Origin of the sequence: Paenibacillus sp. GCM10027626 (genome assembly GCF_042676285.1) — a bacterium.
In the GTDB taxonomy this organism is placed as follows: domain Bacteria; phylum Bacillota; class Bacilli; order Paenibacillales; family Paenibacillaceae; genus Paenibacillus_Z.
In genome coordinates this window covers 48,115-73,572 of record NZ_JBHTHC010000010.1, presented here as the reverse complement: position 1 = coordinate 73,572, position 25,458 = coordinate 48,115, and the positions used below count along the sequence as shown (strand labels likewise).

Annotated in this window: 16 protein-coding genes; 15 read left to right on the top strand and 1 reads right to left on the bottom strand. The window is 52.3% G+C overall.

Annotated features, from left to right (window positions below; all coding sequences use genetic code 11):
* Positions 1-2: 2 nt before the first annotated feature.
* The 6 genes from ACFQ0N_RS20075 to ACFQ0N_RS20050 all read left to right on the top strand — a co-directional run bounded on the left by ACFQ0N_RS20075 (position 3) and on the right by ACFQ0N_RS20050 (position 5,742).
* The gene (locus tag ACFQ0N_RS20075; protein ID WP_379329443.1) at positions 3-881 is read left to right on the top strand and encodes an ABC transporter permease; all 879 of its coding nucleotides are present in this window, start codon (positions 3-5) and stop codon (positions 879-881) included.
* 67 nt (positions 882-948) lie between these two features.
* Positions 949-2,301 carry an LLM class flavin-dependent oxidoreductase gene (locus ACFQ0N_RS20070; protein ID WP_379329441.1) on the top strand — a complete coding sequence of 451 codons (1,353 nt, stop codon included), beginning with the start codon at positions 949-951 and terminating at the stop codon, positions 2,299-2,301.
* 189 nt (positions 2,302-2,490) lie between these two features.
* On the top strand, positions 2,491-2,655 hold the full coding sequence (locus tag ACFQ0N_RS20065; RefSeq protein ID WP_379329438.1) for a hypothetical protein: 165 nt from the start codon (positions 2,491-2,493) through the stop codon (positions 2,653-2,655).
* Between the two features lie 135 nt (positions 2,656-2,790).
* Positions 2,791-3,477 (top strand): stalk domain-containing protein, encoded by a 687-nt coding sequence (locus tag ACFQ0N_RS20060; RefSeq protein ID WP_379329436.1) that lies wholly within the window; start codon positions 2,791-2,793, stop codon positions 3,475-3,477.
* A 184-nt stretch (positions 3,478-3,661) separates the two neighbouring features.
* Positions 3,662-4,480: an IclR family transcriptional regulator gene (locus tag ACFQ0N_RS20055; protein ID WP_379329434.1), complete on the top strand. Its 819-nt coding sequence runs from the start codon at positions 3,662-3,664 to the stop codon at positions 4,478-4,480.
* A 236-nt stretch (positions 4,481-4,716) separates the two neighbouring features.
* The gene (locus ACFQ0N_RS20050; RefSeq protein ID WP_379329432.1) at positions 4,717-5,742 is read left to right on the top strand and encodes a helix-turn-helix domain-containing protein; all 1,026 of its coding nucleotides are present in this window, start codon (positions 4,717-4,719) and stop codon (positions 5,740-5,742) included.
* A 135-nt stretch (positions 5,743-5,877) separates the two neighbouring features.
* Here the strand turns inward: ACFQ0N_RS20050 and ACFQ0N_RS20045 are convergent, their stop codons facing one another.
* Entirely contained in the window at positions 5,878-8,562 is a 2,685-nt protein-coding gene (locus ACFQ0N_RS20045; protein WP_379329430.1) for a stalk domain-containing protein, read from the bottom strand.
* Positions 8,563-8,752: 190 nt separating this feature from the next.
* Between ACFQ0N_RS20045 and ACFQ0N_RS20040 the strand changes: the two genes are divergently transcribed.
* The 9 genes from ACFQ0N_RS20040 to ACFQ0N_RS20000 all read left to right on the top strand — a co-directional run bounded on the left by ACFQ0N_RS20040 (position 8,753) and on the right by ACFQ0N_RS20000 (position 25,426).
* Positions 8,753-10,348 carry an FAD-dependent oxidoreductase gene (locus tag ACFQ0N_RS20040; RefSeq protein WP_379329428.1) on the top strand — a complete coding sequence of 532 codons (1,596 nt, stop codon included), beginning with the start codon at positions 8,753-8,755 and terminating at the stop codon, positions 10,346-10,348.
* A 179-nt stretch (positions 10,349-10,527) separates the two neighbouring features.
* Complete coding sequence (locus ACFQ0N_RS20035; RefSeq protein WP_379329426.1) at positions 10,528-16,950, top strand: phosphodiester glycosidase family protein; 6,423 nt, start codon at positions 10,528-10,530, stop codon at positions 16,948-16,950.
* A gap of 189 nt (positions 16,951-17,139) precedes the next feature.
* Positions 17,140-18,093: a Gfo/Idh/MocA family oxidoreductase gene (locus tag ACFQ0N_RS20030; RefSeq protein ID WP_379329424.1), complete on the top strand. Its 954-nt coding sequence runs from the start codon at positions 17,140-17,142 to the stop codon at positions 18,091-18,093.
* Positions 18,094-18,111: 18 nt separating this feature from the next.
* Positions 18,112-18,930, top strand: coding sequence for an HpcH/HpaI aldolase family protein (locus ACFQ0N_RS20025; protein ID WP_379329422.1), 819 nt, complete (start codon positions 18,112-18,114; stop codon positions 18,928-18,930).
* 4 nt (positions 18,931-18,934) lie between these two features.
* Complete coding sequence (locus ACFQ0N_RS20020) at positions 18,935-19,723, top strand: SDR family oxidoreductase (RefSeq protein ID WP_379329420.1); 789 nt, start codon at positions 18,935-18,937, stop codon at positions 19,721-19,723.
* Positions 19,720-20,502: an SDR family oxidoreductase gene (locus ACFQ0N_RS20015; RefSeq protein ID WP_379329418.1), complete on the top strand. Its 783-nt coding sequence runs from the start codon at positions 19,720-19,722 to the stop codon at positions 20,500-20,502. The genes ACFQ0N_RS20020 and ACFQ0N_RS20015 overlap by 4 nt, the downstream gene beginning before the upstream one ends.
* 25 nt (positions 20,503-20,527) lie before the next feature.
* The gene (locus tag ACFQ0N_RS20010) at positions 20,528-21,469 is read left to right on the top strand and encodes an aldo/keto reductase (RefSeq protein WP_379329416.1); all 942 of its coding nucleotides are present in this window, start codon (positions 20,528-20,530) and stop codon (positions 21,467-21,469) included.
* A gap of 135 nt (positions 21,470-21,604) precedes the next feature.
* The gene (gene htpG / locus ACFQ0N_RS20005; RefSeq protein WP_379329414.1) at positions 21,605-23,485 is read left to right on the top strand and encodes a molecular chaperone HtpG; all 1,881 of its coding nucleotides are present in this window, start codon (positions 21,605-21,607) and stop codon (positions 23,483-23,485) included.
* Between the two features lie 753 nt (positions 23,486-24,238).
* Entirely contained in the window at positions 24,239-25,426 is a 1,188-nt protein-coding gene (locus ACFQ0N_RS20000; RefSeq protein WP_379329412.1) for an oxalate decarboxylase family bicupin, read from the top strand.
* The last annotated feature ends 32 nt before the right edge of the window (positions 25,427-25,458 follow it).

The following is a 25,458-nucleotide window of genomic DNA, read 5'->3' as shown; positions in this document are numbered from 1 at the left end:
TCATGAATGACATCGCATTGGATTCCAAGGCGGAGACAAAGCGGGCAGGGGAGGCAGAAATCGGAGCGGAGCGAACATGCGCAGCGGCGTCTGCCGGCAAGCCTACAGCCGGTACCAAGATCCGGCTGCCCGTCTGGCTGCATGGCTGGCTGGTGCCTTGTACCATTCTTGTCATTTGGGAAGCGGCTTCCGCCTTGGGCCTTGTATCCCAATCGATGCTGCCCGCACCATCCCGGATTGCCGCTGCCTTTTCCGGGCTGATGGCAAACGGAGAGCTGCTGGATCATCTGGGTTCAAGTTTGCTGAGAGCTTCAGGCGGCTTTCTGCTGGGCAGCAGTACGGGCCTTCTACTAGGCATTTTTGCTGGTTTGGGCAAATGGGTGGAGCGAACGCTGGATCCGACGCTGCAGATGATGCGCACGATACCGCTGCTGGCGGTCATCCCGCTCTTTATTCTATGGTTCGGCGTAGGGGAATTATCGAAGATGCTGCTTATTTCATTGGGCGCTTTCTTCCCGGTATATTTTCATACCTTTCTGGGCGTCCGCAGTGCGGATCGCAAGCTGTATGACGTCACGCGCATTCTGGATTTTTCCCGGCTGCAGCTTTTGAAGAAGCTAATCCTTCCGGCGGCGCTGCCAAACATTTTGCTGGGCATCCGGCTGTCGGTCGGGGTGTCCTGGCTGCTGCTGGCGGTCGCGGAGATGATGGGCGCAAGCTCGGGCGTCGGCTACATGATTCAGGATGCGCGGGTATATGGACAGACGGATATCGTATTTGTCGGCATCATTCTTTTTGCGCTGACAGGCAAATTGTCCGATTCTGCAGTGCGCCTGCTGGAAAACAGATGGCTTAGCTGGCGGAGCACATATAAAGGCTAGGCGGCCATTTTCCGCTTACCCGGTTTGATCGGAACGATACAGGACATGAAAGGCAGGGAGTTAGCTTATGAGTGAACGGCGGCAAGAACAGCTTCATTTGGGCGCATTTCTATATTTTACAGGTCATCATCATGCGGGGTGGAGACATCCGGATTCCGGCGTGGAGCAAATGTTTGATATTGAAAATTATAAGCGGATGGCCCGGACGGCAGAGCGGGGCAAGTTCGATATGATCTTTTTCGCGGACCTGCTGCACCTGATCTATCCGAGCCATGCGGCAGCGGGCATGCTTGATCCGATAGCGCTGCTTTCTGCGCTCTCGGTCGTGACATCGAAGATCGGATTGGCCGCAACGTTGTCTACAACGTATAACGAGCCGTACAATGCGGCCCGCAAATTTGCCACCCTCGATATATTGAGCGGAGGCAGGGCCGGCTGGAACATCGTCACATCCCAGACGGATGCCGAAGCGCTCAATTTCGGCAGGGATAAGCACCCCGAGCATGCCTTGCGTTATGAGATGGCCCAGGAGTTCGTGGACGTGGTGACCGGCCTTTGGGACAGCTGGGACGACGATGCGCTTGTAATGGACCGGGAATCCGGCGTATTCGCAGACAGCTCGAAGCTGCGGACGAACGACGATAAAGGAAGATGGTATTCGGCCAAAGGACCGCTTAATGTGCCGCGCCCTCCGCAGGGTTATCCGGTGCTCATTCAGGCCGGCTCCTCGGAGCCGGGGCAGCAATTTGCGGCCCGGGTCGGCGAAGTGATTTTTACAGCGCAGCAAAATCTGGCTGACGCCCAAACTTTTTATAAGCGCGTGAAAGCGAAGCTTGCGGATTATGGAAGGGAGCGGGACAGTATGAAAATTATGCCTGGACTGTCTCCCATTATCGGTTCTACAGAAGAGGAAGCGGCCCGCCGTGAACGGGAATTGCTTGATCTGATCAGACCGGAAGAAGCGAAAGGCTTTCTGTCGGGTCTGCTCCACTATGATTTGTCTGGGTATCCTGTAGATCAGCCTTTGCCCGACATACCGGACCCGGTGGAGGCTTCCAACGGCATGAAAAGCCGGGTTCAGCTCATTATGGACATGGCACGCAAAGAGAAGCTGTCTATTTTGGAATTGGGCCGCAAGCTGCTGGGAGCCAGGGGCCATCTGCAATTTGTCGGAACGCCGGAACAACTTGCCGATCTGATGGAGCGCTGGTTCACCGGGTACGGCTGCGACGGCTTCAACATTATGCCCCCCGTTCTTCCGGGAGACCTGGACCTTTTTGTCGATGAGGTAGTGCCGGTCTTGCAGCGGCGAGGCTTGTTCCGCCGGGAGTATGAGGGGGCGACGTTAAGAGAGCATCTCGGTCTCAAGCGCCCGCCGGTCGGACATTTCGGCAAAAAAACCGCTGCAGCCGGCTCGTGAACGGGCGTGTCTGGAGCAGGCACAGGCTGGCCTGCCGAGCGCCGGATAAGCTAGTCGCTCGCTAGGCAAGCATCGTATTTAAGGAATGGCAATAATGTGGCAGATTTGATAAAATTATCGAGGGGTCCGCACGCATAGCAGATACGATTTCATGACATGCCAACGATAAGGTGTCGGAGGGATGAGGAAATGTGGATGTTAATTCGGTCGCTATCGATTGCCGTGGCCATGATTCTCGGCTTGAAGCCGCTATTCGACGGGCACTTTGGAGCCGATGATTTTATATTTCCTGTTTTCGCTATTTTAGCAACCGTTGCTCAAATTCAGCTAAACAAACAGCAAACGAAAAGATGAACGGCGTCCAACCGGACGCTATTTCAGTTTTTAAAAAATAGCAAAAGATTGTTTGACGTTTTTGTGAAATTTATGGAAAACCTCCGAGTTTCGTTCTAGAATGGTCACTTACTTATTATATTTGGAGGTTTGATCATGAAAAAAAGACTCGTTGTAATCGTATCTGCAGCCGCGTTATCTGTTGGTCTCGTCGCGGGTGCGGCTGCCGGCCCTACGCTGGAGAAAATCACCGCGAGTTTAAATTGGGGTTTGAAGTTCAAGGTTGATGGCAAGGATTGGAACGCCCAGGATGCAAAGGGCACTAAGCTGGCGCCAATTACGTACAATAACACCACCTATCTGCCGGTAAGGGCTGTATCTGAATTGGTAGGGACAGCTGTTGACTATAACAGTGCTGCCCAGACGATTACGATCGGCGAGAAGACGTCCTCAGTTCCGATTACGAAGGAAAAGATCGATACAGGCTTAAGCAGCCAGGTTATGTCCACTGTGGACAAACAATTTACGATGCAAAATGGCGTTGACTATAAGAGCGGTGTTGTTGTGAATAATATCAATGCTGCTCAAAAGGGCTTCAAGCTGCAGCCTGGCGGCAAATATCAAAAGCTTGAGCTCCAATTTTTTGGTATGGAGTTCGAGCAGGAAGTAGAAATTAAAATTTTCAATGCGGATAATGTGCTTCTCAAAATGGAGACGCTGACCGTAGACAAGAAGAACGCGACCGTAGATCTGGACATTGGCGCACTGAAGGAAGTAAAGGTGGAGCTGAAAGGAACGCCAGGCGGGTCAGGTGTTGTTTTTACAACCGGCAGCTATCGTTAACGGCCAAAGATAAGGATAAGATGAGGATACATGGAGAGCTGTTCGTAAAGAACAGCTCTTTTTGTAACAATAAAAGTTTTTAAGTTTACGTTATAACAAAGTCTGATAAGCTTGTCACACAATAAGAGACAACAGAACTCCTGATATGATATGATGTTGATAAATGTATATAAGGGGGAGCATAATGGAGCAGGAAGAACAGGCCAAAAAGGAAGAGAAGGATAGGAAAAATAAAGAAGCCCCGTACTTTATGATACAATCTGTCGACCGGACGTTGAATATTTTACAAAGCTTTATCGAAGAACGCCGCCCGATGGGAGTCACCGAGGTTGCAAAGAAGCTGGGACTGCACAAGAGCGTTGTGCATCGGCTGATGCTAACCTTGCAGGCGCACGGGTATTTGCAGCAGGTGGCCGATACGGACAAATACATGATTGGCGCCAAAGCATTCGAGCTGGGTGCTGTGTACAGCAGCTCCACTAATTTGCTGGATGAGGGCAAGCAGGTGCTGATGCAGGCAGTGGAAGAAATTGGGCTGACCGCCCATCTCGCCATTTTGGATCAAGGTTCTGTTCTTTATCTGGTTAATGTGGAACCGGAGCACTATAAATATTTGTTCGGGGCGGTCGGGCAGCGGGCACAGGTTTACCATACCTCACTTGGCAAAAGCTTGACCGCATGGCTGCCTGATGATGATGTGAGAGAAATTTTGGCGGGCTGTTCGTTCAAAAAGCTGACTGACTATACGATAACCTCTGCTGATGCTTTTATGCTGGAGCTGGAAGAGGTGAGGCAGCGCGGCTTTGCCATCGACAATGAAGAGGCCGGCTTTGGCATGCGATGCCTGTCCGCGCCCGTGCGGGATAAAAGCGGCAGCGTCATCGCCGCCATCAGTGTGAGCGGCTATAATGTACCGGATGATCAGCTTACGCCAATCGGCTTGAAAATGAAGGGTTTTGCTGCGCAGCTGTCACGCAGAATGGGATATTTCGGAAATCAGTAGACGACGTCTCTCCCAAATCGTTTTCGGTCAGGTCATACGAACATAACTGGTTAAGCCCTTATTGGTGTACAAAGTGCGAATAAGGGCTTGCATGCTTTTATGCCGCATTTTCAACCGCGACGAACGCGAAAAATAAGATTATTTTAAAAAGAGCAATATTTCGTAACCTTGCGCGCCTCTTAACGTCATAATCTATATGAGCCGCCAATCCATCAATGATCAGGAGGGGCACGGGCATGCTGCATACTTTAATTGTAGAAAGACAATTGCAACAGCGAAAAAGATTAAACAAGCTGGTCCAGAAAATGGGGCATATCGTCGTAGGCGAGGTGCAAAACCGCGATGAGGCGCTGGCCTTGATGGAACAGGGATGGCCGACCGTACTGCTGGCCGATATGCTGCAGCCTGAAGATGAAGGGCTGATGCTGGTGCGCCAGGTCTATGAACAGCGAATCCCTATTGTTGCGATTATGATGGGAGAGAGCAGGAAATTTGACGACGCCCGTCTGGCGATGCAGGCCGGTGCGATCGACTATTTGCCCAAGCCTGTCAAGGAAGCTGAGCTGGCACAGGTCTTATCGCGAGCAGAAGAACGGGTCGTCTATTTTCATGCCGCTCATCGGGCTTTTGTCCGGGCGCAGCAGTTTTTCGATTCGTTGCAGACGCTGCGTCCGTATGAAATCATTCAGGAACAGGCCGATATCATTCGGCGCCTGCAAAGCTTCGAAGAAGGGCGACAGGGGGAACGGCTGGGCCTGCTTCGCATGTTCAGCGCCAAATGGCATGATGTGCTGCGGAGGAATGGAATAGGGTTCGAAGAGCCTGGCGCCGGCATGCAGGAGGAGGCGATGATAGCTCATTTGCACCAAATGAGCAGCTTTTGGCTGGAGCATACGGCAGCATCGGCCGCGGGTAGTACCAAGCGCAAGCGTGATGTGCGGCTAAGTGTCAAGCTGGCCGGCGAATACATAAAAGAGCATTATATGGAGCGCTTGACTCCGGAGGAGATTAGCAAAAAGTTTGGCATGAGCCCTTCATATTTTCGTATGCAAATTAAAAGCTATACCGGTTACTCTTTTGTCGGTTATATCAATTACTTGCGGGTTGAGAAGGCGAAGGAACTGCTGCTGCAGCCGAATTTGAAGGTCTATGAAATTGCGAGAGAGGTTGGTTACGAGACACTGCAGTACTTTAACAGGGTGTTCAAAAAAACGCTCCAAATGTCGCCCATTGAGTACCGCAAGAAGCTCGGCATCTATTGACTTCGGAAGCAGTGGCGATGGCGGGGGCCGCGGCGGACATCAGCTCCCGGAAAACGAAACCGCCCCGGTCCGATGAGGACGGGGCGGTTTCATTGCCTTGTTTCTTACAGGTCGAACGATTGGTTCGCAAAAGGTTTATTCAACCGTAATCGTCCTTGTTTTTCCTTCCCAATTGACCTTCAGACCCAATTGTTGGGATATGAACCGAATGGGAACCAAGATGCGGCCATTGCGGGAAATCGGCGCCACTTCGGATTGACTCTTTTTGCCGTTCAAAATGTAGTCTTTGCTGCCAAGCTGCATTTCCAGCAAATTGCTGCCGCGGAGCACGGTCACCCGCTTGTGCGCCTGTTCCCAGTCAACCTGGGCGCCCATCGCTTCCGTAACAAAGCGCAGCGGGAGATACGTCGTGCCGTTCAGCGCGATCGGCGCGGCATCCAGCGTATAAGGCTGTCCGCCGACCTGGGCGGATTTGGAACCGAGCGTCAGCAAAATCTTTTGCCGGACAGGTTCCGGAACTCCGACCGCGTACTGGAAGCCGATATTGTCGAACGCTACCGAGCCCGCCAGCGCACGCTCGTCCTGTCCTTCCTCGATGGACACGACATAGAGCCGCTTCAGCGTAATCGGGTAGGCCATTTTGTCTGCAGGCAGATCGATTTTTAGCGTTTTCCAAGTCGAACTGTTCCACGTCAATTTGTCAGCGAGCGTCACCAGATGGGCTTTGCCGTTATTGTCGATGAACTCGGCGCGCAGCCAGTTCAGACTTTCGTCGCCGAGCACGTCGATGGTCATCGCCGTCGGTTTTCCTTCCACTTTGCGGCCAGAACCGTTCAGCACGGCGTAAGCCGCTTTTGTGCCAGAAGCGTTCGTAAAGTCGTAATTGAGCCGAAGCGCCTGAGATTTTTCCCGTCCTGGCAATCCTTTCGCCAGTTTGGCAGTCCCTGTTACAAGATTTGTGCTTTGGAACGAGATGGGGTAGGCCGGCTTCTCAAAGTCTTCAAACATTTTGGCCGCTCCCGTTCCCAGCACGACGGCCGCAGCGAAGCCGTCGTAACGCGCAATCGCGTAGCCGGCCTTCGCATCCGCCGGCACTTTGCTGATCGTCAGTGTTCCGTCCTGCACCGAGCCGGTAAAGCCGCGCATTTCCCATTGGAGCGACGATGCCGGCATCGTCAGCTTGCGGCCGTCTTTCAACGTCGCTTTCGCCGATACAGCAGTGGACTTGCCCGCTTCCAGCACCGGCGACGCAGCTTCGACCGTCATCTCGGAGATCTGGTCGCCGCCGATCACTTCGACGTCAAGCTTGTCGCTGATTTTGCCCGCTGTGACTGTAATCGTTGTTTTGCCTGCTTTTGTGGGGACGAACGTATTGCCGTTAAACGTGCCCGCGCCGCCTTTCACGCTCCATACCGGTGTCAGGGAACCGGGATCGACCGGGTTGTAGTACGTGTCATAGCCTTTCATCTGATAAGTTGCCGGCTGGCCGACGAACAGCGTCGTGCTTCCGCTGGCCTTGATGCCGCGCAATTCGCCTTTCGGCGCGGTTGTATAGACGCCGACGCCGTTGGCGACCGAACGCTGGGAGCTGTTCTCGATCGGATGGGCCAGCCCGGTCTCGGTCTCGCCGAGCGGACGGGAGATCATCGTCGTCGAGCCGCCGCCGTCAAGGTTGAGGCCGCGCCATACGCCGAGCTTGACCATCATTTTTTGCAGCTCGGCGAGCGTCATGCCTTGGCTGCTGCCGACGTCCTCGACCGTAATCATCAGCACTTTGCTGTTGTCCTGCGTAAAGCCGATCGCCGTGCGGGACCGTTCGGAAGAGCCGCTGATGGGGTTCGTGTCTCGGGAGAACGCCGTCGTCTTGCCCTGATCGACGAGAATGGTATAGCCGCCGACAAGCATCTGCAGTTGCGACGGGCCGTATTGTTGCCCTGACGTTTGGGCTTTCAGGTTGTAATTGAGCGTCACCGAAGCTCCGACCGGCAAATGATCGCGAACGAACTTTGCTGCCGTACCCTGCGCGAGCAAAATGTATCCGTTCGCCGGCGGATTGCCGGGAATCGTGCCGTTCTCGGCCACTTGCTGCACGACGTCATCGACGACCAGCACCTCGGTCAGCGTCGCGCTCGGGCGCTCGACCGTCCAGGCGCTCGTATATACTTGCATCGCATTCGCGTGGCTGTAGCCATTGTCCGGCTCCGTCCGGTAGGCCGGTTTGTTCACGCCCGCAAGCGGGAATGTAGCGCCGTCGCCGGCTTGAAGCTGGCTGCCATCGAAGCTGAACAAGTCGATGACGGGCTTGCGGTCGCTCGTCACGGCGAACGCGTACATGCCGGTCAAGCGGGAGGGGCTGACGACAAGCCCGCCGTTCGTTACCTGAGGCCCAAGCGTTGCGTGATCGCCGGCAGGATTGAAAAAGTCGGCGTTCACCCCGGCGACCGCGCCGCTGTTTTTCACCATATTGCCAACCGTGCCAAGCCCCGTTACCGAGCCGGATTTGCCGCTCATGACGTCCAGTTTTACATATGGATTGGCCAGATCGACCTCAATGACATGAACGTTGGAGTACTTGCCGTTGCTCTTGGTCCAAACATAGTCGATTCGTTTGGCGCCGGACGTAATAATTTCTTCCCCTTGTTTGGTTAACGTTTGCTCAACGGCCGATTGCGCGGCGGCTGCGATGTCCATCGGTACAATCAGGCTGACCGGCTGCACCAGCAGCGCGGTGCCAAGCGCGACTACCAGCAGCTTCTTGCTTGTCCCTGTCTTGTTCTCGATACGCTGCGTCTTCGTCCGCTTGTTTCTCTCATTCTGCATATTCTAGCAACTCTCCCATCTCGAATCTATTCCTTATAGATAGACTCAAATTAACCGGGAAAGTTACGTGCTATAGAAGACTCCTATCAACAAAATTCGACTGAAAAGAAAAGGCTATCTTTGTAGATTCCCTGCCAAACATGTTAAAATTAACCTTGTATAGGTTATAAACGAAGTGAAGGAGAAAAAAATGAAACTTAACAGCAAAAAGCTGATGCTTGTTCTGGCCCTGGCGGCCGTAGTCGTTGTAGCCGGGGGCTGTTCGTTCCTGCAGCGGAATGACACGGTCCAGCCGTCTCCCGGTTTGAACGGCAGCAAGAGCACAATCGCATCCGAAACGGACAACTATCTGGCGGACATCCCGACAGAGCAAACGGATATCGTCCTGATCGGCAGCGAGCTGGAAGGGCTCTACCTGGCCCGCGCCGCTGCAGACGAAGGATTGAAGGTCAAAATATTGGATCCGCGCAGTGCGTTCGGCGGCCAAGTGTTGCAGGGAGAGATGCTGTTCCTGGACGAAACCCGCGACGATCGGAAGCGGCTGCTGGTGCAAGGCCGGGCGAAGGAGCTGTTCAGCGGCTTCCGCAATGGCAAAATCCGCAAACTGAAGGAGTTCGAGCAATATTTTGACAAGCTGAAACAAGATATTCCCGTCGAGCATGGGATCAGGATCGAAAGTGTTGAGCAGAAGCCCGGTCAATTCGGCGGGCAGGCGGTAAACGGCGTCGTCTACACGACCAGAGACGGTCAGAAGAAACGGATTGCCGCCGATTATTGGGTGGAAAACACTGATCACGCCGCGATGGTCAGCCAGCTTCAGGCGACCCGGATGCCGGGCCTGGAGAAGTTTTACGGGCAAAAGGACATCGAGTATATGAGCTCCGGCATGATGATGAAGTTCAAAAACGTCGATTGGGCGAAGTTCCAGCAAAGCTTCAACAATACGTCGAAGAAAGAGCGCAGAGCCAAATACGGCTGGGGATCGGTGAATGAAAGCTTCGCTATCAGCCTCATCGGCATGACGAACAAGTACAAGGCGGTGAGCGATCGCGTGCTTCTGCGCGGGCTGAATGCGGTGAACCAGCGGGACGGCGAAGTCATCATCAACGCCTTGCTAATCTACACGGTCGATCCTTCGGACGATCAATCGGTAGCCGATGCGCTAGAGATCGGGAAGAAGGAAACGCCTCTGATCCTGGATCATTTCCGTAAAAGCTTGCCCGGCTGGGAGAAAGTGGAGCTAAACGGGTTTCCGAATTACCTGTACATCCGTGAATACAATCACTACGAGACGGATTACGTCTTGAAGCCATCGGACATGCTCGGGGCGAAAATGTTCTGGGACAACGTGAGCATCGGCGGCTACCCGCTTGATCTGCAGGGCACCAGCGCCACAAAATGGGGCATCGAGATGGGACGCCCAGACAAATACGGGATGCCGCTCCGCAGCTTCCTACTCAAAAATTACGACAACGTCATTATGGCCGGCAAGAACGTCGGTGCCTCCGCCATCGCTTACGGCAGCGCGCGCATTCAGCCGAATACGAGCCTTGCGGCCGAATCGATCGGCGTCATTCTCGGGCAAATTAAAGGCAAGAAGCAGCTTCGCGAGTTGAAGGAAGCTGACGTGACGCAGCTTCATCAGTATCTGGCCGAAAAATACAACATCAAGCTGACCGGCGTAACAGGCAACAATAAGCTGGAAGGCTGGTCAGCGGACGAAATCGCCCAGCTTGACGCCGGCAAAATTGTTTATCCGGTTTATGTGGAAACGCGCCAAAAATAACAGTAATCGGAGCGCAGACTGTGCCAACAGGCAGTCCTCGCTCTTTTTTTAATTTATTGTTAATTAGCGAAATGGTTCATAAATCATAGAATTGTTTCATTACTTTTTTTTCTCTTCATATTATACTGAGACCGGTTGTTCAGACCAGACAGAGCAGGATGGGGAGGAAAACAAAAATTATGAATCACAAGAAGCGTATGGCTCTATGGCTCAACATTTTGATTGTGCTGTCGCTCGTAGCTCCGTCGGGACAAGCAGCGGCAGCAGCTGGAGCGGATTCGGAATTTGCCCGGGTGTTGGATACGCGGCAAATGGAGATCGGCCCTGGCGCCAAATATGTGTGGCAGGATTTGCAACTGAAGCAAGGCTTGGAGAAGGTTCATTCCGTTGAGTTTGATCCGAAAAACCCTGCGCTTGATTTGCAGCCGGGCATGACTAATGGCAAGGTTTACGGCATGGAAGGCCTGAGCAAGATGGCTGCGGACGCGGATGCGGCCGGCAATCGTGTAATCGCAGCGGTCAATGGCGATTTCTACGATATGTCAACAGGTGTTCCGCTTGGACTTTTTATGGGAGACGGCGAAATGTTGACCAGCCCTCCTGAAAAATGGAGCTGGCTGGCATTCGGCCTGAAAAATGACGGCAGCACGATTTACGGCTTAAGCCCGGATCTTAAGCGCACGATTCAGATCGGGGATAAAACGATCCCGATTTCTCACATCAACCGCATGCGGGAAAATACGGAAGCGCTGATGCTGTACACTGCTTCCTTCCATTCGTCGACGATGACGAACGATCTGGGCGATGAAGTCGTGCTGGATATACTTGAAGGCGAAGTGAAGAGCGGACAAACGATGAAGCTGAAGGTCAGCAAAATTTTGTATGATAAAGGCAACACACCGCTCAATAAGGGGCAGGTCGTGCTTTCAGCGTCGGGAAAATTCCGCCAGGAGCTGGCTAATTTGAAGGTCGGCGACGAAATTACAGCCAGCTTTGAGCTTGAGGATGAGTGGAAGGATGTCAAGATGGCAATGGGCGGCGTCTTTATGCTCGTTAAGGACGGCGTGGCGCAAACCCATGAAGACAAGGCGCTTTATCCACGCGTAGGCATCGGTACAAAAGCTGACGGAACGGTTATTATGGTGGAAATCGACGGCCGTGCCCCGGGCTTTAGTGAAGGTGTCTCATATGACGACCTGGGTATCATTATGCGCGATATGGGTGCTGTGAACGCGCTTTGTCTTGACGGCGGCGGTTCCGCCACATTTATTGCCAGACTTCCGGGCAATGTCGAGCGCAAAGTTTTGAATCGCCCGTCTGACGGCAATGAGCGCAAAACAGCTAACGGTCTGTTGCTGGTAAACAAAGCGCCGGAAGGGAAGGCAACGGAGCTTGTCGTACAGCCAAACCTTGAGCGCGTGCTTGCGGGATCAGCAGTATCGTTCAAAGCTGCGGCAGTAGATGCAAGCAGACATCCGGCAGCTATGGAGGGCGCGCCTGCATGGAAGGTAACGGAAGGCTACGGCACCATAAACAGCGAAGGCCAGTTCACTGCATCCGATAAAGCGGGAATGGCCGATATTACAGCTACTGCAGGCGGCTTGACAGGCAAAGGGCAAGTAGAGGTCGTCGACGAATTGACCGAGCTCGTATTCCCGGGTGCCGTCAAAACTTTCGCATCGGGGAAATCCGAGAAATTGACCGTTCAGGCCATTCGCAACGGTCAGGTCATTCAGGCGGACAACAGCAAATTTGAGTGGCGCGTTGAAGGGCCAATCGGTTCCATTAGTGAAGACGGTGTTTTCCAGGCAACCGATGCTACAGAACAAAAAGGTAGAATAATTGTTTCCTATAAAACTGTAGAGACCTCGATGGGCGTCGAAGTCGGCCTGCCGCCAGTCATTTTGGAAAACTTTGAAAATGGTACAGGCAATTACAAAACACAGTCGGGTGCGCGTTACAAATCCGTCTATTTTGGCGAAGAAACGAATGAGGATTTTGTTCGCACCGGCAGCAAGTCGGCCAAGCTGGAGTATGATTTTACAGATGAGCTTGGCACATCAGGCGCTTATATGGAAGCGAAGGATTTGGAGAGCAACATACAAGTTCCAGGCTATCCCGAGAAGATTGGGATTTGGGTCTATGGCGACGGCAAAAAGCACTGGCTGCGCGGACAGCTGCGGGATGCTAAAGGTGCGGCGATCGGTATTGACTATGTGGATCAATCAGTCGGCGTTGATTTTGTAGGCTGGCGTTATTTGGAAGCCGAGGTGCCAAAAGGGCGCGATCTTCCGCTTAGAATGGATCAGCCGATCCGTTACATGGAAACAAAAAATGATAACAAAAATGCAGGCGTTCTCTATATCGACTCCATCCGGGCGGTCTACGGCCCTACAAATGATGATATGGACCCGCCGGTACTGAAGGATCTGATGCCGGCAGAAGGAAGTGTCGTCAAGACAAATACGCCAAAGATTGAGGCAATTGGCGAAGATTACGGCTATGATCCTGTTAAGCACCCGGGAACAACGCTGATCGATCCGGACAAGATCCGTTTCTACGTAGACGGTGTGCTGGTGCAGCATACATTGTATCCGCCGAAGGGACAAATTCATTACACGCCTAGCGTACCGCTGGCTGATGGCGTCCATGCTGCGAAGATCAAAATTAGAGACCTGTCCGGCAACATGACGGAGAAGGAGTGGACCTTTACGGTCGATACAGGCTCGTCCAAGATTGTGTACGATGCTCCTTCCGAAGTCTATGCAGGCAGCAGATACACGCTGGATATTCAAGCGATCAAAGCAGCGGCTATCAATAACAGCCATGTTGAACTCAGCTTTGATCCCGCGGTAATAGACAGTTTGGAGGTTATCCCGAGCGCGAAATTGAGCAAGGAGCAAGTAATCAGTGCAGTGGATGGGCAATCCGGAGCTGTCAAACTGGAGTTCCAGCAGATTTATACGGCCGAATTGGCGGATAACGATTTGCTTGCGCAAATCCGCTACCGCATCAAGCCGCAGGCCGCCGGTGCAGCGAACATTACTTTCAAGTCCGGTGCGATGACCTTCAAGGACACAGGCGAGACCAGCTTTACCTTCTTTGGCCAGCCGGTTCGTGCCGCGATCAAGCATCAGCTGGTGCTGAGCTGGGATGAGCATGGCGTAGTAGAAGGCATGAAAACGACATTGAAGGTTACGGATGAAGCCGGGGCTCCAGTAGAAGGTGTGGCTGTTACTGTCATCGGCGGATCAGAGCTGGGCGTGACCAATGCGGAAGGGGTTCTGATAACAGATGCTTTGACGGCAGAAGTGAAGGAATACCAGCTGCAGGCTGTCAAGGACAGCTCATACAGCGCCATTATGAAGTTCAAAGTATCCAAGCTGACCGGGCAGCCGGTTCCAAGCAATGTCAGCATCACGATGGGGGCTGATACGACAACCTCCCGCGCTTTCACCTGGCACACGAACCCGGCAACGGAAGGTACAGTGGTCGAGGTTGCGAGGCGAGAGGAGTTCACCGATTTTAATGCGCCGAATGTATTGAAATTTACCGGTGACAGCTATTTGTTCAATACAACCGATACAGGAACGGTCCGTGTCCATAAAGCAGCGGCCATTGACCTTGAACCGGGCACACATTATGTGTTCCGCGTTGGCGATGGCAGCAGCTACAGTGAGCAGGGCTCCTTCCAGACGGCGGCAGCCTCTGATGAACGGACGAAATTTATTTTCCTCGGCGATTCCCAAGCGACTAATGAGGGCGGATTTAAGCTGTGGGGAGACATTTTGAGCAAGGCGATAGCCGATCATCCGGACACGGAATTCGTCGTTCAAGGCGGCGACCTTGTCGAGGACGGCTATAAAGAAAATGAATGGAATATGTGGTTCAATGCTGCCAAAGGCAACTTGATGAATACGACGATCGTGCCGGTGGTCGGCAACCATGAAGTAACGGGAAGCCGAAAAACGGAGGAGTACCTGGCGCATTTCAATCATCCGCAGAATGGTATTGATACGCTGAAAGGAAGCAATTTCTCCTTCGATTACAAAAATGCCCATTTCATCGTCCTTAACAGCGAGTATGACTTTGAAGAGCAGCGTGAATGGATGCGCAGAGACTTGGCGGCTACCAACAAGAAGTGGAAAATCGTCGCCTTCCATCGCGGACCGTTCGGCAGCCAGTATGATTCCGAACACATTCGTAATGCCTGGACGCCAGTGTTTGATGAATTCCAGGTTGACCTTGTGCTCAACGGCCACGACCACGTATACGTGCGTACGTATCCGATGAAAGACAAGAAGCCGGTTGCGGACGGAGAAGGAACAACGTATATTGTCGGCGGTTCGTCAGGACCAAAATTTTATCCGGTATGGTCACGGGAGTGGCAGCGTGTGACCGACGGCGAAAATACGCAGATGTATGTTGCTGCCGAAATCGATGGGGATGAGATGAAATTCGTCGTCAAGACAATTAATGACCGTGTCGTGGATGAATTCAAACTGGTTAAGATTCCGGCAGAATCTGTCGTCATCGATCATCCGCAAGCGAATCTGGCTGTAGGCGAAAGCATCCAGCTCAAGGCCGACGTCTTGCCGGCGAATGCCAGCAACAAAACGGTGACCTGGTCTGTCTACGACTCCACTCCAGACAATGTCGTGCAAATATCGGCAGACGGTCTGGTGACGGCAAAAGGCTTGGGCAAGGCTACAGTCCGAGCGCAAAGCATTTGGGGAAATGTTTATGCGGACAGTGAAATTACGGTAGATAAGTATCCGGATTTCCAAGTTGACGAAGTGAAGCTCGATCAATATGAAGGTACATTGAAGGCCGGGGAAGAGCTGAAGCTGAACGCAACGGTCTTACCGGAAAATATACCGAATCGGGGAGTTATTTGGATGATCCCCGAGGAAGCGGAGAAGTCGGTTGCCTCTGTGTCCGAAGACGGCACAATAAAGGCGCTCGCCGTTGGAACCGCGACGATTCGGGCATTGAGCGCAGCCGATGAAACCAAATTTGCCGATTTTAAACTAACGGTAGAAGAAGCGGATCAGCCGACTGATCCAGCGGTGACTGAGGTTCGGTTGAATAAAGAAGCGACTGCATTAAAGGTAGGCGAAACGCTGCAATTGCATGCAACGGTCCTTCCTGAAAATGTAACCGACAAATCTGTACTGTGGTCGGTAGAAGGTGAAGGCTCCGAAGGTGTTGCACGTGTAACGGAAGATGGTCTCGTTACCGCGTTGAACCCAGGAACGGCCATTATTCGCGCTGTCAGCAAAAAGGATCCGACCAAGTATGCCCAGATGTTCCTTACTGTCAAGCCGAACGATACCGATAATGGCGGCTCCGACGGTTCGGGCGGCTGGGTCAACCCGGGCAACCCGGGCGGCACTGACAATAACGGCGGCAATTCGGCAACGGTAGGCAAGGGCAGCATCTCGCTCGAAGCTAAAGTAGCAGGAACGACGGCCACGGCAACGATTTTACCGGCCGATCTGGAACTTGCTTTGAAAGATGCGGGCAAAGACAACAAAGGCGCCAAGGTTGTAAAAGTAGAATTGAAAGGTGCCGGTCTTGCGAGTCATGTAGATATTGAACTGCCTAAGCTGGCTGTAACGAAAGCAGCGCGGGAGTATGTTTTTGAAATTGCGACTCCTTATGGCGTTGTAAGTATACCGGCTAATTTCTTGAAAGACAGCGGTGCAGCAGAAAAAGATATGATCTCGCTCGTAATCAGTCAGGCGGACCGTGCTTCCTTCAGCAGCGAAGTGCAGGCGCAAACCGGCAGCCGTCCGGTGATTAGTCTGGCGGTCAAAGAAAACGGGGCGCACCGTTCATGGAATAACCCGGATGCGGTTGTAAAAGTGGCGATTCCATACGAGCCGACTGCAGCGGAACTGCGCAAGCCGGGCAATCTCGTCGTATGGCACATCGATGACAAACGCCGGGCAGCTGCGCTGCCGAGCGGAAAATATGACCGGACAACAGGCACTGTCCGTTTTGAGGTGCATCATTTCGGCAGCTATGCCGTAGCATTTGTGAACAAAACCTTTGCAGATATCGGCAAGCATCCGTGGGCGCAAGAAGCAATCGAAGCATTGGCAGCCCGTGAAATCATTCAGGGCGTCAACAGCAGTTCATTTGCGCCGGCACAGAATATTACGAGAGCGGATTTTGTCGTGCTGCTCGTGCGGACGCTGGAGCTTGAAGGCAGCGGCGCTAGTGAAAACTTCAAAGATGTGAACAGCGGCGATTACTATTATGAAGCGCTGGCGATCGCCAAGCAGCTCCATATGATCCAGGGAACAGGAGCAGGTCGCTTCCGCCCGCAGGAAAAGATCTCTCGCCAAGATATGTTCACGATCGCAGCAAGAGCGCTGAAGATTGCCAGAGATCTGTCAATCAGCGGCAGCGCAGATTCGTTGACAGCCTTTAAGGATCATGGCAAGGTTGCCGCTTATGCGGCAGAAAGCCTGGCCGGCCTGGTGCAGGAAGGAATCGTCCAGGGCAGCGGGCAAACGCTGAACCCTGCAGGGACTGCCACAAGGGCAGAAGCGGCTGTATTCATTCAGCGCATTTTGAACCGGATTTATGAGTAGCATCTAAATAGATATCAGTCCTAGAGCCCAGTTATGCGCCGATACGGTGCGTAGCTGGGCATTTTTGTATTTACAGCCTATCGGATTGCGGGTATAATTTCAATTAATAGAGTCGATTGTCTCATAATAAGGTACAAAGAATTTATATGCGGTACTACAACTCGAATGATGTGGAGGTGCAAATGAGCGATGTCTGAACAAAACAAGCCGCTTCGTCTGGCTATGCTAGGTATGGTGGATGGCAATGGCCATCCGTATTCATGGAGTGCGATCTTTAACGGCTATAATTCTGAAGTAATGTCAGAATGTCCGTATGCTGCCATTCCAGTCTATCTGGATAAGGAGCCGAAGGAGCGGTTGCAGATCGAGGGGGCTGTGGTCACTCATATTTGGACGGATGCTCCAGAAGATGCGGAACATGTGGCGAGGGCTTCGCTTGTGCCGAATATTGTAGCACGCCCGGAAGATGTGATCGGCGAAGTGGATGCGGTGTTAATTGCGACAGATCGCGGCGAGGAGCATGTGGAACGCTGCAGGCCGTTCGTTGAGGCTGGCATCCCGAGCTTTGTCGATAAACCGCTTACAGATAATGAAGCGGATTTGAAAGTATTTAATGGTTGGGTGCAGGCAGGAGCCAAAATGATGTCGTCCAGCAGTATGAGATATTGCAAGGAGTTTATTCCGTTTCGGGCATCGACTAACAACTTGGGCAAGATTCGCTTCGCTACAGTGACGACACCCAAGAGCTGGGAACGCTACGGTATTCATGCACTGGAAGCGATCTATCCGATATTGGGGCCGGGATTTATAAGTGTCCGCAATACAGGAACAGCTGAACAGAATATCGTACATTGCCGGCATCGGAGCGGCGCGGATGTTGTCATCGCGGCAACGGCTGACATGTATGGCTCATTTGGCGTCTTGCAGCTATGTGGCACGATTGGGCATGCAACAGCCGCGATGCAAGATACGTTCTATGCGTTCAAAGCGCAATTGCAAGCTTTCACGGATTATGTGCGGACAGGAGTAAGACCATTTCCTTTTGCCGAGACGGTGGAATTGATGAAGCTGGTCATTGGCGGCATCCGCAGCCGGAATGAAGGCGGCCGCGAGGTGCTGCTGGAGGAAATTCGGGAGAGCTAATCGAGGGGGAGAACAAGGATGAGCGGTCAGTATTATGGCATGCGGCCAAGCCGGGTTTTGCGGAAGATGAGGGCAGGCGGGACGGCGGTCTCGATTAAATTGAATTTGGCCGATGCACGGGTGGCGGAAATCGCCGCGCGCTCCGGCTTCGATTGTATTTGGACCGACATGGAGCATGTGCCGAATGACTGGTCGGCAATCGAGAAGCAAATTTTGGCGGCCAAGGCGTATGATGTCGATGTCGTGGTACGGGTGGCACGGGGAAGCTACAGTGACTATATTCGTCCGCTGGAGATGGATGCGACCGGCATTATGGTGCCGCATATTATGAGCGTTGACGATGCCAAGACGGTAATACGCAACACGAAGTTTCATCCGGTCGGCTTGCGCCCGCTCGATGGCGGCAATGCCGACGGCGCTTACTGCGGGCTGGAGCTGCTGCCCTACTTGGAGCAGGCGAACGACCAGCGGTTTAACATTTTTCAGATCGAAGATCCTGAGCCGCTGGGGCAGCTGGACGAAATATTGGCACTGCCGGGGCTGGACATGATATTCTTCGGGCCTGGCGACTTTACGCAGGCGATTGGCGAGCCGGGCAATTTTGCCCATCCGCTTGTGGCGGAGACGAGAAAGCGGATCGCGGAGCGGGCGGCTTTTCACGGGAAGTTTGCCGGTACGGTCGGCAGCCTAGATAATTTTACGGAGCTTGCCGGACTTGGTTATCAGTTTATTAGTGTAGGTGCAGACGTTGTGGCGCTGCAGCAATATTTCCAGCACATTACTTCAGAACTGTCGAACAAACAGGCTGCATTGACAAAAAGCATCTATGGAGGCTAAGGCGATGAAGACAAGCGTACTCTCGACTTTTTCACTGGAAGGCAAAGTGGCGCTCGTGACTGGCGGCGGCGGACTATACGGTACGCAAATTGCGCTCGCGCTCGCGGAAGCTGGAGCGATTACTTATGTAACGACTCGCGATGAGGCCAAACTTGCTGAGCTGGAACAGATGTATCATGAGCTGGGCTGTACAGTGAAAGCGGCGGTGCTGGATCAGAGCAGCGAGGCATCGATGCTGCGATTGCGGGACCGGATGATGGCGGAAGCAGGCCGGGTCGATATTTTGGTGAACAATGCAGTGGAGCGGGTAGGTGTAGAGTGGGATTCGCCGGCAGAGCTGTTTGCCAAAAGCATGGAAGTGAATGCGACAGGGCTGTTCCTGATGACGCGTACGTTTGGCGATGTGATGAAGGAGCAGGGCGGCGGCTCGATTGTTAATATCGGTTCCATACAAGGCGTGATCGGCCCGGATGCCAGCTTGTATGAAGGGCTGAGCTTTCATGGGTTTGCTCCGGACTATTTCTTCCATAAAGGCGGGATGCTGAACTTTACCCGCTTCACGGCTTCCTATTACGGCCCGTATCATGTGCGCTGCAATTGTATTGATGCCGGCGGGGTCAAGTCGGAGCGGACGCCGGATGTATTTGTCGAACGATACAGTGCCAGGACGTTCCTTGGGCGGATGGCGAATGCCGAAGATTTAAAAGGCGCAATCGTCTTTCTGGCCTCCGATGCCTCTGCTTATGTGACAGGAGCGAACCTTGCCGTCGACGGAGGATATACAGCCAAATGAGCCAAAACTTACAGCAGTTGTTTTCACTGGAAGGATGCGTCGCCATTGTCACAGGAGGAGCTGGATACTTGGGGTCAGCGATTGTAGAAGGCATGCTCGCCTATGGCGCGAAAGTTGCCGTCGCCGATATCAGTGCAGCGAACACGCAAGTGAATGAGCGGCAGCTTCATGTGCAATGCGATGTATCCAGTACGGCGTCGATTCGCGAGATGATGTCAAGTGTGGAGAAGGCATTCGGCGGAATCCATGTCTTAATTAACTGTGCAACCTTTGGAGCCGGATATGGCAAGGAAGCGGACATCGTCAGCATGTCGGACGAAAATTGGCTGAAAGGGCTGGATGGCGCAGCCGGTACAGCGTTCCGCTGTATACGCGAAGTCATTCCGTATATGGAGCGGGCAGGCGGCGGGGCAATCGTCAATTTTGGCTCGATGTACGGGATCGTTGCGCCCGATCCGGCCGTTTACGGCGATAATGGCTATAACAATCCGCCGAATTACGGCGCCGGCAAGGCTGCAGTGCTGCAATTGACGCGGTATTGCGCCGCTAATCTCGCCGGACGCAATATTCGGGTTAACAGCATTACCCCGGGACCATTCCCGAACGGGGCAGTGATGCAGGATGCCGCATTTATTAAAAACTTGAGTGCCAAAACAATGCTTGGCAGGGTCGGCAAGCGTGAGGAGATGATCGGTGCGGCGGTGTTTCTTGCTTCCGGCGCGGCTAGCTATATAACCGGTTCGAACATCGTCGTGGACGGCGGCTGGACGGCCTGGTAGAACAGCGATTAGGGGGAAACGACACATGCAGGAGCAGCAATTCGGCAATCTGAAGATATCAGGCATGACGCTGGGGACAGTACAATTAGGAATGACATACGGCATTGCGAACAAGAGCGGGATTCCGGATGAAAGCGCCAGCTCGGCCATGCTCCAGGCAGCGCTTGACCATGGGATTACATGTTTTGATACGGCAAGCGCATACGGAGAATCGGAGAAAGTATTGGGCAGTTTTTTTGCCAGGAAATCCTCTCCTCCGGTCATTGTGTCGAAAATAAGACTGGAGGTGGGTGCCGATACATCGGCGGCTGAGGTAGAAGCGCAAATGCGGCGATTCGCCGAAGGTTCGCTAAGCCAGCTGCAAGTGAAGCAAGTGCCGATCATGATGCTGCATAACCCGGATGTTATAAGGTTTCATGCCAATACGGTTATGCGTGTGCTGGAAAGCCTGATCGCGGAAGGCGTGATCGGCAAAGCGGGCGTCTCGCTCGGAGCGAATATTGATGAGCATATGCGCGATTTGTGGCCCATTGTCGAGCATGATTTGTTTGAGGCTATCCAAATCCCGATCAATATATTGGATCATCGCCTGCTATATAATGAAGGCTTGGCAAAATTGCAGCAGCAGGGCAAAATTGTCTTTGCCCGCAGTGTATTCCTGCAAGGGCTGCTGTTTATGGAGGACGATGAGCTGCCGCTGTATTTGCAGGAAGCAAAGGAGCCGCTGGCAATCTTACGCAAATTGTCGCAAACGTACGATATGTCAATCGCGCAGATGGCGTTCTCCTTCGTTCGCGATATGCCGGAAATTCATTCGCTCGTTGTCGGAGCGGAGACGGTTGGCCAGCTTGAGGAAAATGTATCGTTGATGCAGGGCCCGGCGCTGAGCGAGGAACTGCGGATGGATATTTTGCAAGCTTTGCGGCATACGCCGGAGCAAGTGGTCAATACGGTGCTGTGGGGTTAGGTGTTGACATCCGAATCTGGTAGTGATATAAAAAAGAGAGTTAGCACTCGGTCGAGGTGAGTGCTAAACTCTCTTTTATTGTTAAACCGAATACATAACAATAGGCAGCGTCTACTTTTGAAAGGGGAGAATGAAATGGAAAAGAAGCAGTTTCAGGCAGAGTCCAAGCGTCTGTTGGAAATGATGATCAACTCCATTTACACTCAGCGCGAAATCTTTTTGCGGGAGCTGATTTCGAACGCTAGCGATGCGATCGATAAAATTTACTATTTGGCCCTAACAGATGACAAATTGGTGTTCGACAAGGATAATTATTTCATTAAAATTACTGCCGATAAGGACAAACGGACATTGACGATTCAGGATACCGGGATCGGGATGACGCCGGAAGAGCTGGAAAACAATCTCGGCGTTATTGCCAAGAGCGGCTCGCTGGCGTTCAAGAAGGAGAATGAGTCGAAGGACGGCCACGACATTATCGGGCAATTCGGCGTTGGCTTCTATTCGGCCTTTATGGTAGCCGATGTGGTTACTGTTATAAGTAAAGCGATTGGCAGCGACAAAGCATACAAGTGGGAATCGACAGGTGCTGACGGCTATACTATCGAAGAGGCGGAGAAGGACTCGGTCGGCACAGAAATTACGCTGAAAATTAAAGAGAACACCGAAGAAGACAACTATGACGAGTTTTTGGAGCAATATCGCCTGAAAGCAATCATAAAGAAATATTCGGACTTCATTCGCTATCCGATCAAGATGGACATGACCGGCAAGCGTCCGAAAGAAGGAAGCGAGAACGAGTTTGAAGATTATGTCGAAGAGCAGCGTGTCAACAGCATGGTGCCAATCTGGCGCAAAAACCGCAATGAATTGACAGCGGAAGACTATGAAAATTTCTATCATGAAAAGCATTACGGCTTTGACAAGCCGCTGAAGCATATTCATATCAGTGCAGACGGCGCAGTCGTTTATCAGGCGATTTTGTACATTCCGGAAAATATTCCGTTTGATTACTATTCCAAAGAGTTTGAAAAAGGGCTGGAGCTGTATTCGAATGGCGTATTGATTATGAATAAATGCGCAGACCTGCTTCCGGACTATTTCAGCTTTGTAAAAGGGATGGTAGACTCCGAGAGCCTTTCCCTCAATATTTCCAGGGAAATGCTGCAGCACGACCGTCAGTTGAAGCTGATTGCCAAAAATATTAACAACAAAATTAAAAGCGCCCTGCAAAGCATGCTGAAGGATGAACGCGATCAGTATGAGAAGTTCTACGGTTCTTTTGGCCGTCAACTGAAGTACGGCATCTATAGCGATTACGGTGCGCATAAAGAAACGCTGCAGGATTTGCTCATGTTCTACTCTTCCAAAGAGAAGAAGCTGGTTACGCTTGATGAGTACGTATCCCGCATGCCGGAAGATCAGAAGTATATTTACTATGCAGCCGGCGAATCCAATGAGCGGATCGAGAAGCTGCCGCAGACGGAGCTTGTAGCGGACAAAGGCTACGAAATTCTTTACTTCACAGAGGATATCGACGAGTTCGCGATCAAGATGATCATGAAGTATAAGGAGAAAGAATTCAAATCGGTTTCCAGCGGCGATCTTGGCATCGAAGCGGATGACAACGCAGAGAAGGATGAAGCGGCGAACAACGAGAACAAAGAGCTGTTTGATTACATGAAAGAGCAGCTTACGGGCAAAGTGTCCAGCGTCAAAGCTTCCAAGCGGCTGAAATCGCATCCGGTCTGCCTCTCTACGGAGGGCGAAGTGACGATCGAGATGGAGAAGATTTTGAAGGCAATGCCGAACAGCGGCGATGTCAAAGCCGAGAAGGTGCTGGAAATCAATGTGAACCACCCGGTCTTCCAATCGCTGAAAGCAGCCTACGAGCAGGATAAGGAAAAAGTGAACCTGTATACCGCGCTGCTGTACAATCAGGCGATGCTGATTGAAGGTTTACCGCTGCAGGATCCGGTTGAATTTACGAATGATATTTGCAAAATAATGGTTTGACGATATAGGTTAACGTTACAAGCAAAGGTTTGGACAAGTAAAAGCCGAGCAAGTGAGCTGTGCTGCCGCACAGACTCCTTGACTCGGCTTATTTTTTCCACATTTTATCCTCCCTATGTTGACGATTAGGGCTAACGAACTTGAGACACGCTATTGGCCTGAAAATCGGCTTGCTCCGCGTGTAACGAACCTGAGACACGCTATTGATGGAAAAATGGCGGGGAAGCAGCCGATTTTCGGTGAATAACGATCGGTAGATTCGTTACAGCCCACAAGGCCCCATTTTTAGCCGAATAAGGGGTGTCAGGTTCGTTAGCGGCCATTCATCAAGGGATACCTGATGAACGAGCGCTAACGGACGCCACAGCCGCTATTATCAAAAATTCGACCGATTTGAAATTGTAACGGAACTGTACGCCTTTATCTGCTGATGATGCGCACGATTTCGCCCAAAAACGTCCCATTAAGATCGCCCACATCCGTTAGATTTCAAAAGGGAGGGTTATTGGCGAATTAACGTCTGTAGCTTCCGTTAGATGAACCCGCTTTGCAGCTTACCCTCCTTAAGGGCTTTAGCCCTCTAACTCCGACTATGCATGGCATGCTATTAGAAGAAGAAACTTGGCGATAGTACGAAGGATGGCGTCAGCCGTTTCTTCTCACATGAATACTTAGCGGCATGATGAAATACATATAATTGTTAAGGGATTTACAAACAAGGCATCCAGAGTTTAGCGGAAAGGAGGGGTTCGAATGGAACGAATGAACCAAAAAGAGATGCAAATACCGCAACCGATCAGGGAAAGCGACGGCGCAGGGGCGACAGACTTCGGGCCGCGCGACATTTTGCGCGATATGGAGAATCCGGACATGTTGGTGCCTCCGGTAACGGATGCAGGACTGCTGCCCAATTTGAAGTTTTCTTTCTCAGATACACATATGCAGCTCAATCAGGGAGGATGGTCGCGGGAAATAACGGTGCGAGACCTGCCCATTGCCACAACGCTGGCCGGTGTGAACATGCGGTTGACGCCGGGAGGCGTACGGGAGCTTCATTGGCACCAGCAAGCGGAATGGGCTTTTATGATTATGGGCAGGGCCCGGGTGACGGCTGTTGATCAGCAGGGGCGAAATTTCATCGCCGATGTGGACAAGGGCGACTTGTGGTACTTTCCGCCGGGCATCCCCCATTCTATTCAGGGCCTTGCGGAGGGCTGCGAATTTCTGCTCGTCTTCGACGACGGCAACTTTTCCGACCTGAATACACTTTCTATTTCCGACTGGTTCGCACATACCCCCAAGGAGGTGCTGTCGGCCAATTTCGGCGTTCCCGTTTCGGCATTTGAGAGTGTGCCGGACGGGCAAATCTATATTTTTCAGGACGAGGTACCCGGTCCGATTGAAAGTCAAGCGGTACCTGCCCCGGAGGGAAGCGTGCCGAACAGCTTTGTCCATCGGCTGCTTCAGCAGCCGCCGCTCGTTACGCCGGGCGGTTCGGTACGAATTGTAGATTCTTCGAATTTTCCGGCATCGGTCACCGTAGCAGCCGCCCTGGTGGAAATTCATCCTGGCGCAATGCGGGAGCTCCACTGGCATCCGAACAACGATGAATGGCAGTACTATATTAGCGGCCAGGGGCGGATGACTGTCTTCGCAGGGAACGGGACGGCGCGCACATTCAATTACAGGGCTGGAGATGTCGGCTATGTTCCTTTCGCGTTTGGTCATTACATCCAGAATACGGGGACAGAAACGTTATGGTTTTTGGAGATGTTCAAAAGCGACCGGTTTGAGGACGTATCGTTAAATCAATGGATGGCCCTTACTCCTAAGCAGCTGGTAAGCGATAATGTATACGCATCACCCGAATTAATGCATGCGCTGCGCAAGACGAAATGGCCTGTTGTGAAGTATCCGGGAATACCCCCGGTTATTGAGTAAAGGTTTAATAAGTGCAATAAACAATGATCCCC

Coding starts and splice junctions, on each gene's coding strand:
- ACFQ0N_RS20030 (WP_379329424.1), top strand. CDS start 17,140: ATGTCTGAACAAAACAAGCCGCTTCGTCTGGCTATGCTAGGTATGGTG.
- ACFQ0N_RS20050 (WP_379329432.1), top strand. CDS start 4,717: ATGCTGCATACTTTAATTGTAGAAAGACAATTGCAACAGCGAAAAAGA.
- ACFQ0N_RS20035 (WP_379329426.1), top strand. CDS start 10,528: ATGAATCACAAGAAGCGTATGGCTCTATGGCTCAACATTTTGATTGTG.
- ACFQ0N_RS20055 (WP_379329434.1), top strand. CDS start 3,662: ATGGAGCAGGAAGAACAGGCCAAAAAGGAAGAGAAGGATAGGAAAAAT.
- htpG (WP_379329414.1), top strand. CDS start 21,605: ATGGAAAAGAAGCAGTTTCAGGCAGAGTCCAAGCGTCTGTTGGAAATG.
- ACFQ0N_RS20070 (WP_379329441.1), top strand. CDS start 949: ATGAGTGAACGGCGGCAAGAACAGCTTCATTTGGGCGCATTTCTATAT.
- ACFQ0N_RS20075 (WP_379329443.1), top strand. CDS start 3: ATGAATGACATCGCATTGGATTCCAAGGCGGAGACAAAGCGGGCAGGG.
- ACFQ0N_RS20025 (WP_379329422.1), top strand. CDS start 18,112: ATGAGCGGTCAGTATTATGGCATGCGGCCAAGCCGGGTTTTGCGGAAG.
- ACFQ0N_RS20015 (WP_379329418.1), top strand. CDS start 19,720: ATGAGCCAAAACTTACAGCAGTTGTTTTCACTGGAAGGATGCGTCGCC.
- ACFQ0N_RS20040 (WP_379329428.1), top strand. CDS start 8,753: ATGAAACTTAACAGCAAAAAGCTGATGCTTGTTCTGGCCCTGGCGGCC.
- ACFQ0N_RS20065 (WP_379329438.1), top strand. CDS start 2,491: ATGTGGATGTTAATTCGGTCGCTATCGATTGCCGTGGCCATGATTCTC.
- ACFQ0N_RS20000 (WP_379329412.1), top strand. CDS start 24,239: ATGGAACGAATGAACCAAAAAGAGATGCAAATACCGCAACCGATCAGG.
- ACFQ0N_RS20010 (WP_379329416.1), top strand. CDS start 20,528: ATGCAGGAGCAGCAATTCGGCAATCTGAAGATATCAGGCATGACGCTG.
- ACFQ0N_RS20060 (WP_379329436.1), top strand. CDS start 2,791: ATGAAAAAAAGACTCGTTGTAATCGTATCTGCAGCCGCGTTATCTGTT.
- ACFQ0N_RS20020 (WP_379329420.1), top strand. CDS start 18,935: ATGAAGACAAGCGTACTCTCGACTTTTTCACTGGAAGGCAAAGTGGCG.
- ACFQ0N_RS20045 (WP_379329430.1), bottom strand. CDS start 8,562: ATGCAGAATGAGAGAAACAAGCGGACGAAGACGCAGCGTATCGAGAAC.